Raw genomic sequence first — 7,048 nt, forward strand, 5'->3', positions numbered from 1 at the left:
TCGCGTCGCGTCCTCCACCTCGCCGACGAGTTCCTCGAGGATGTCCTCGAGGAACAGGACGCCGAGCGTGCGACCCTCCGCGTCGAACGCGCGGGCCACGTGGCGGCCGGCGCCGCGCATGGTCGCGAGGGCGTCCTCGAGGTCGGTCTCGGTGTACAGCGAGATGAGCTGCCGGATGCGCTTCGGCGGCACCGGGTCGTCGTACTCGTCGGGGCGGAGGTCGATGACGTCCTTCACGTGCACGTAACCGGTGGGGGAGCCGTCCTCGCCGACGAGCACGTACCGCGAGAAGCCGCGCTGCGCGACCGCCCGCTCGACGTCGCCGGGGGTGGCGTCCTCCGGCAGGGTGACGAGCTCCGCCATCGGCACGGCGACGTCGCGGACCTGCTTCTCGGTGAACTCGAACGCCATCCGGAGGGTCCCGCCGTCGTCGACCAGCGTGCCCTCACGGCGGGACTGCTCGACGATGGTCTGCACCTCCTCCACGGTGAAGGCGCTGACCGCCTCGTCCTTCGGCTCGACCTTGAACAGGCGCAGGACGCCGTTCGCGGCCTCGTTCAGGCCGACGACGACCCAGTGCAGGCCGTGGCCGATGTACCAGAGCGTCGGGACGAGCATGAGCGCGGCGCGGTCGGGCATCGAGAACGAGATGTTCTTCGGGACCATCTCGCCGAACACGACGTGCAGGAACGACACGAGCAGCAGCGTGAACACGAACGCCACGACGCCGATGACCTCGACGCTCCAGCCGGTCAGGTGCAGCGGGCCCTCGAGCAGGTGGTGGATCGCCGGCTCGGACACGTTGAGGATGAGCAGCGAGCAGACCGTGATGCCGAGCTGGGTGGTGGCGAGCATGCGCGTGGCGTGCTCCATCGCCCAGAGCGTCATCTGCGCCGCCTTCGACCCGGCCTCGGCACGCGGCTCGATCTGCGAGCGTCGGGCGGAGATCACGGCGAACTCGGCCGCGACGAAGTAGGCGTTGCCGAGCAGGAGGACGACGAGCCAGAAGATGCCCCACCAGTCGGAGGTCGTCGAGGCGGACCCGCCGGCGGCGAGCACGGTGACGGGGATCATCGGGTGCCGCCCTTCGCGGAGGTGTCGTCCACGGTCGGGGTCGACCGGGTCGCGGGGATGATGATGCCGGTCGCGGGGGACTGCGAGGTCTTCCGGCGACCGGCCGTGCGCGACGCGGTCGACGTCGACGCGGTGGGTGCCGACTCGGCGGCCGCCACGGCGGGCTCCGGCGCGGTCGGTGTCCAGCGGATGCGGTCGACGCGGCGGCCGTCGAGGCGCTCGACGCGGAACACACCCCCGTCGATCGCCACCTCGTCACCGACGACCGGCAGACGCCCGAGCGTCGACATGATGAACCCGCCGACGGTCTCGTACGCGCCGTCCTCCGGCACCGTCACCCCCGCGCGGTCCTCGAGCTCGTCGGGGCGCAGGAGTCCGGGGAAGGTCAGCCAGCCGCGGGACCGGACGACGTCGATGCGGAGCCGGTCGTGTTCGTCGGACACCTCGCCGACGAGCTCCTCGACGAGGTCCTCGAGCGTGACGACCCCGGCGGTGCCGCCGTACTCGTCGACGACGATCACCATCTGGTAGCCGCGGCTGCGGACCTCGGCGAGCAGGGCGTCACCGGGCATGGTCTCGGGCACGCGCTCGGCGTCCGTCATGAGTGCGCCGACCGGGACCTCGGGACGCTTCTCGCGGGGCACGGCGACGGCCTGCTTGACGTGCACGATGCCGACGACGTCGTCCGCGTCCTCCTCGATGACGGGGAAGCGGCTGAACCCGGTCCGCCGGGTGAGGGCGATGACGTCCGCGGCCGAGTCCGACACCCGGATGGTCGAGAGCCGGGGCCGCGGGGTCATGACCTCGCCGGCGTCGAGCTCCGAGAACGAGATCGTCCGTTGGAGGAGCGTCGCGGTGTCCTGTTCGAGCGAGCCCTCGGACGCCGAGCGGCGGAGGAGCGAGGTGAGCTCCTCGGCGCTGCGCGCGCCCGAGAGCTCCTCCTGCGGCTCGATGCCCATCGCCCGCAGGACGGCGTTCGCGGTGCCGTTGAGCACGGCCACGGCGGGCTTGAACACGGTCGTGAACGCGATCTGCAGCGGGACGACGAGCTTCGCGGTCTGCAGCGGCAGCGCGAGGGCGAAGTTCTTCGGCACGAGCTCGCCGAGGATCATCGACAGCAGGGTGGCGATGACGAGCGCGACGATCGACCCGACCGTCTCGACGACGGTCTCCGGCAACGCGAGCGCGAGGAAGGGCGCTTCGAGCAGCGTGGCGATCGAGGGCTCGAGCAGGTAGCCCGTGAGCAGCGTCGTCAGGGTGATGCCGAGCTGCGCGCTGGACAGGTGCGTCGAGGTGACCTTGAGCGCACCGATGACCGGTGCGAGGCCGGTCTCGCCGCGGTCGCGCCGAGCCTCGACGTCGGCGCGGTCGAGGTTCACGAGCGCGAACTCGGACGCGACGAAGACCCCCGTGCCGAGGGTCAGCAGGATCCCGCCGATCAGCATGACGACGTCGATCGGACTCATTCTTCACCTCCCGGAACGTGCGGGGAGGGGCTGCTCACTGTGTGAGCGGCGGATGAGTGGGAGGGCGAAGATGCGTTCGGAGGATCGTCCACAGTGCTGACCATGGTACTGCGTCGGGGGTGTCGGAGCCGTGAGGACGTACAGGTGCGGGTCGTGCGGCCCGCGGGGACCGCACGACCCGTGGCACCGGTCCGGGACCGGCTCAGCGCGCCGTGAACTCGAGCCGGTAGTCGTTGTGCCCCTGGGCGTCGAGGAGGAAACGGTGCGTGCCCGCTCCGACCCGGAAGTCGAAGAACGCGTCGAAGGTGCCCGGGATGAGATCGAACCGTCCGATGGTCGCCCCGGACTCGTCGTGCACGACGGGGAAGTCGTACGCCGGTCCCACGGCGCGGACGGTGCCGTCCGCGTCACGGTCGACGGTCGAGAAGTTGACCGGCGTGTCCGGACCGCGGAAGAGGTCTTGCGTGACGACGTCGTTCGAGAAGGTCCGCGTCACCCGTTCGCCGTCGGGCCCGACGAGCGTCGAGGTCGTGACGCCCCACACGGTCGAGGTGTCGTACGGCACCTCGAGCGTCCAGGTGTTGTCCGGTCCGACGACGGCGGTCTCCGAGCGGCCCTCCAGCCGGACCGTTCCCCCGGCCCGACCCGTCCCGGCGTACACCACGGGGTCGTAGCCGGCGAGGACGCCGAGGCGCTCGACGGGGGCCGTGACGGAGAACGTGTCCGTCGCCGTCGGACGCGCGGTCGTGGTCCACGACCGGCGCGCGTCCGTCCCGTCGGCGCGGCGGACCGTCACGGTCTGCGGGCCGGTGCCGGTCAGCCGGGTCAGGAAGCGCCATGTGCCGTCGGCCCCGATGACGGTCCGCTGGGTCGTGCTCGAGTCGGGTCCGAGGACGATGCGCTCGCCCGCCGGGCCGGTTCCCTCGACCATCACGTAGTTGCCGGGCATCGCCGGACCGGACGAGCCGGCCACCGGGGACGTGATCGCGAACTGCTGTGCGGCGGGGTCGCCGACGCGGACCTCGACCGTCGACGTGGCGCTGCCGTACTCGCCGCCCGCACGCACCGAGACCGCTCCCGCGGTGCTGGCGTCGAACGCCGTCGTGAAGGACCAGGTGCCGTCCGACAGCACGCGGGCCTGGCCGTCGGCGGGCGTGCCGCCCACCGACAGGTCGACGAGGGCTCCGGGGATGCCCCGTCCGGTGAAGGTCACGAAGCGGTCGGTGGTGACCACCGCGCCGGCAGCGGGCGACTCGATGGTGAAGGCGTCGTCAGCGGCCGCCAGCGTGAAGCGCGGTGTCGGTGTCCCGCAGGTCGGGGCGCACGCCGTGGCAGCGACCTCGTACCGGTTCGGGAACACGACGTCGTCGTCGTCGAGCGGGAGGTTCCAGAGCGCGTCCGTCCCGACCGTCGCGGTCTTCGTGACCGCTCGACCGGAGGCGGTGTCACGCAGCACGACGCGAGCAGTCGACCCCGGCAGCCCGGTCCCGCCGATCGCCGGGAGGTCGCCGCCGTACTCGACCGTGGTGTCGTCGGCCGTCGGGTGCGTCACGGCGAACACGGGGTCCGGACCGACGGGGATCGACCAGTGTCCGTCCGTGGCGACCGCACCGCTCGCGACGTGGTCGTCGAAGGTGAGCGAGACGTCGGACCCCGGCTCTCCGGTACCCGTCGCGGTGAACGGCACGTCCACACCGCCCGCGCCGTCGGCCGGGCTGGTGATCGTGACGGCGTCGCCGAAGTCGGCATCGACCGTCGTGGACGGTCCGGCCGCGTCGGACACCTGGAACGCGTGCTCCCCGGAGAGGTGCTCGGCAGGCACAGGGATCCGGAACGCACCGGACGGGTCGGCGGTCGCTGCGACCCCGGTGAGGTCCGTGTCCGTGGACGTCACGGTGACCCGGTCGCCCGGCGTGGTGCTGCCCTCGACCACGAGCTCACGCGACCGGTCGGGCAGGAACGTCGCGACCGCGTGCAACGGCGGGGCGGCACGGGGGAGCGGCGCCGCCTGGGCTGCGCCGCTCCGCGCGGTCGCGGTCGCGGTCGTGGTCGGCTGGGCCGCGACGGCACCCGTCACCGAGGTCGCCGACAGCGCTCCGCCGACGATGCACGCCGTCACGACAGCGAGACGACCGTGCTGCACACGGATGAGGGGGTGGGACAACTGGGCTCCTTGCTCGAGGTGAAGTATGTAATGTACAACATCCCGAGTTGCCCCTCGTCGTCCTAGGCGGTCACCCGTGCTCGGTGGTACTGCTGCGGCTCGTAGTCGACGTGCACGCCGAGCTCGACCGCCACGCGCAGCGGGAACGACGGGTCGCGGAGGAACTCCCGCCCGACCATCACGACGTCGGCCTGCCCGGTCGCGACGATCTGCTCGGCCTGGAACCCCTCGGAGATCATCCCGACGGCGATCGTGCCGATGCCCGCGTCACGCTTGACGGCCGCGGCGAACGGCACCTGGTAGCCGGGGCCGACCGGGATCGGGGCGCTCGCGACGTTGCCGCCTGTCGACACGTCCGCGAGGTCGGCACCGTGCTCGGCCGCCCACCGCGCGACCTGCGTGGTCTCCTCGAGCGTCAGGCCGCCGTCGACCCAGTCGGTCGCGGAGAACCGGACCACCACGGGGAAGCCGTCGCCGACCTCGGCGCGGATCGCGTCGAGCACCTCGAGCAGGGCGCGGGCACGGTTCTCGAGCGAGCCGCCGTACTGGTCCTCGCGGTGGTTCGACAGCGGGGACAGGAACTGGTGCAGGAGGTAGCCGTGCGCCGCGTGCACCTCGACGAGGTCGAAGCCGGCCTCGATCGCGCGGCGTGCCGATGCGGCGAAGGACAGGGCGAGCACCCGGACGTCCTCCGCGGCGAGCTCCCGCGGGACCGCGTAGCCGTCGAACGCCTCGGGCGAGGGCGCGACGGTCTGCCAGCCGCCGTCCTCGACCGGCACCGAGCCGCGCGTGGACTCCCACGGGCGGAACGTCGACGCCTTCCGGCCGGCGTGGGCGAGCTGCACGCCGGCGGCGGCTCCCTGCGAGTGGATGAAGTCGACGATCGGACGGAACGCGTCACGCTGCTCGTCGTTCCAGAGCCCGAGGTCCTGCGGGCTGATCCGGCCCTCCGGCACGACTCCGGTCGCCTCGACCACGACCGCACCCGCGCCGCCCTTCGCGAACGACCCGAGGTGCACGAGGTGCCAGGGGGTGGGCACGCCGTCCTGCGCCTCGACCGAGTACTGGCACATCGGCGACACCCAGATGCGGTTGCGGACGGTGAGGTCGCGGATGGTGATGGGCTCGAACAGGGCGTGCGTCACGCGGGTGCTCCTTCGGGGGTCGTCGTCGCCAGGTCCTGCAGGAAGGTCCGCAGCCCGGCGGGGGACGTGTAGTGGTGGCCGACCGCCCCGATCGCTTCCGCACCGGCGGCGTTCTCGGCCCTGTTGTCGACGAACACCATCTGCGCGGGCGTGATTCCCAGGCGTGCGCACGCGTCGCGGTAGATGGATGCGTGGGGCTTCAGCACGTGCTCCTCGGCGCTCACGACGACCGTCTCGAAGAGCGATCCCATGGGCGACCGGCGGTACGGGTCGCCGAAGTCGAAGCCGGCGTTCGACAGGAGTGCGAGCCGGGTGCCGGCGTCGTGCAGCTCCTCCACGAGCGCGAGGGTCTCCGGCTCGACCTCGAACCAGCCGGTGAAGTCGATCGCCCAGAACCGGTGTACGTCCGTGACGCTCCAGCGTCGCCCGACCCGGTCGCCGATCGCCCGCCAGTAGGCCAGCACGGAGAGGTCGCCACGGTCGAGGTCGTGCCGGAGCTCCTGGTACACCGGGAACAGCTCCTCGCCCGGCACACCGGTCGCAGCGACGAGGGCGACCCGGGACGCGTGCGGCGTCCGGCTGATCACCTCCCCGTAGTCGAAGACCACCACGCGACCGGGGAGGAACAGGCTCATGCGCCCCACCGTACTGTGGGCACGATGAGCGACCCCGTGCCCTTCCGCCCGTCCGACGCCGCCCGCTGGCTGACCGTGCCGCACGGCGAGTCGACGAAGTACCGCCGCGGCGTGCTCGGCGTCGCGACGGGCTCCGACCGGTACCCGGGCGCGGCCGTCCTCGGCGTCGACGCGGCCGTGCACACCGGGGTCGGCATGGTCCGCTACGTCGGTCCGGCGCGCGCCACCGACCACGTGCTGACCCGTCGACCGGAGTCCGTGTCCGGCGTCGGACGCGTCCAGGCGTGGCTCGTCGGGTCGGGCATCTCCGCCCCGTCCCTCGACGACCTCGACGATGCGACCGCCGACGCCTTCCGACACGCCTCCGACGACGGCGTCCCGGTCGTCGTCGACGCCGGTGCGATCCCGCTCGTCGACCTGGGCCCGCTCGCGGTGCTCACGCCGCACGCGGGCGAAGCCGCCTCCCTCCTCGGCGAGTCCCGCGACGAGGTCGAGGCCGACCCGGCCGCCGCCGCGCTCCGTGCCGCACGGCAGACCGGCAGCGTCGTGCTCCTCAAGGGGGAG

General features: G+C 72.3%; 6 protein-coding genes. 1 reads left to right on the forward strand and 5 read right to left on the reverse strand.

Annotation, left to right across the window (positions count from 1 at the left end):
• From I59_RS02980 to I59_RS03000, 5 genes are all read right to left on the reverse strand, one after another.
• Nucleotides 1-1,074, reverse strand: a 1,074-nt coding sequence (locus tag I59_RS02980; protein ID WP_022902604.1) for a hemolysin family protein, incomplete at its 3' end; no start/stop codon positions are given.
• On the reverse strand, nt 1,071-2,540 hold the full coding sequence (locus I59_RS02985; RefSeq protein ID WP_022902605.1) for a hemolysin family protein: 1,470 nt from the start codon (nt 2,538-2,540) through the stop codon (nt 1,071-1,073). The genes I59_RS02980 and I59_RS02985, both read right to left, overlap by 4 nt.
• A 202-nt stretch (nt 2,541-2,742) precedes the next feature.
• Nucleotides 2,743-4,704 (reverse strand): hypothetical protein, encoded by a 1,962-nt coding sequence (locus I59_RS02990; RefSeq protein WP_148286058.1) that lies wholly within the window; start codon nt 4,702-4,704, stop codon nt 2,743-2,745.
• Nucleotides 4,705-4,766: 62 nt separating this feature from the next.
• Nucleotides 4,767-5,849, reverse strand: coding sequence for an NADH:flavin oxidoreductase/NADH oxidase (locus I59_RS02995; protein WP_022902607.1), 1,083 nt, complete (start codon nt 5,847-5,849; stop codon nt 4,767-4,769).
• On the reverse strand, nt 5,846-6,484 hold the full coding sequence (locus tag I59_RS03000) for an HAD family phosphatase (protein WP_022902608.1): 639 nt from the start codon (nt 6,482-6,484) through the stop codon (nt 5,846-5,848). The genes I59_RS02995 and I59_RS03000 overlap by 4 nt, the downstream gene beginning before the upstream one ends.
• A 24-nt stretch (nt 6,485-6,508) precedes the next feature.
• Between I59_RS03000 and I59_RS03005 the strand changes: the two genes are divergently transcribed.
• A partial coding sequence (locus I59_RS03005) for an NAD(P)H-hydrate dehydratase (RefSeq protein WP_042726406.1) occupies nt 6,509-7,048 on the forward strand: 540 nt, incomplete at its 3' end.

Source organism: Curtobacterium sp. B8 (assembly GCF_000333315.1).
In the GTDB taxonomy this organism is placed as follows: domain Bacteria; phylum Actinomycetota; class Actinomycetes; order Actinomycetales; family Microbacteriaceae; genus Curtobacterium; species Curtobacterium luteum.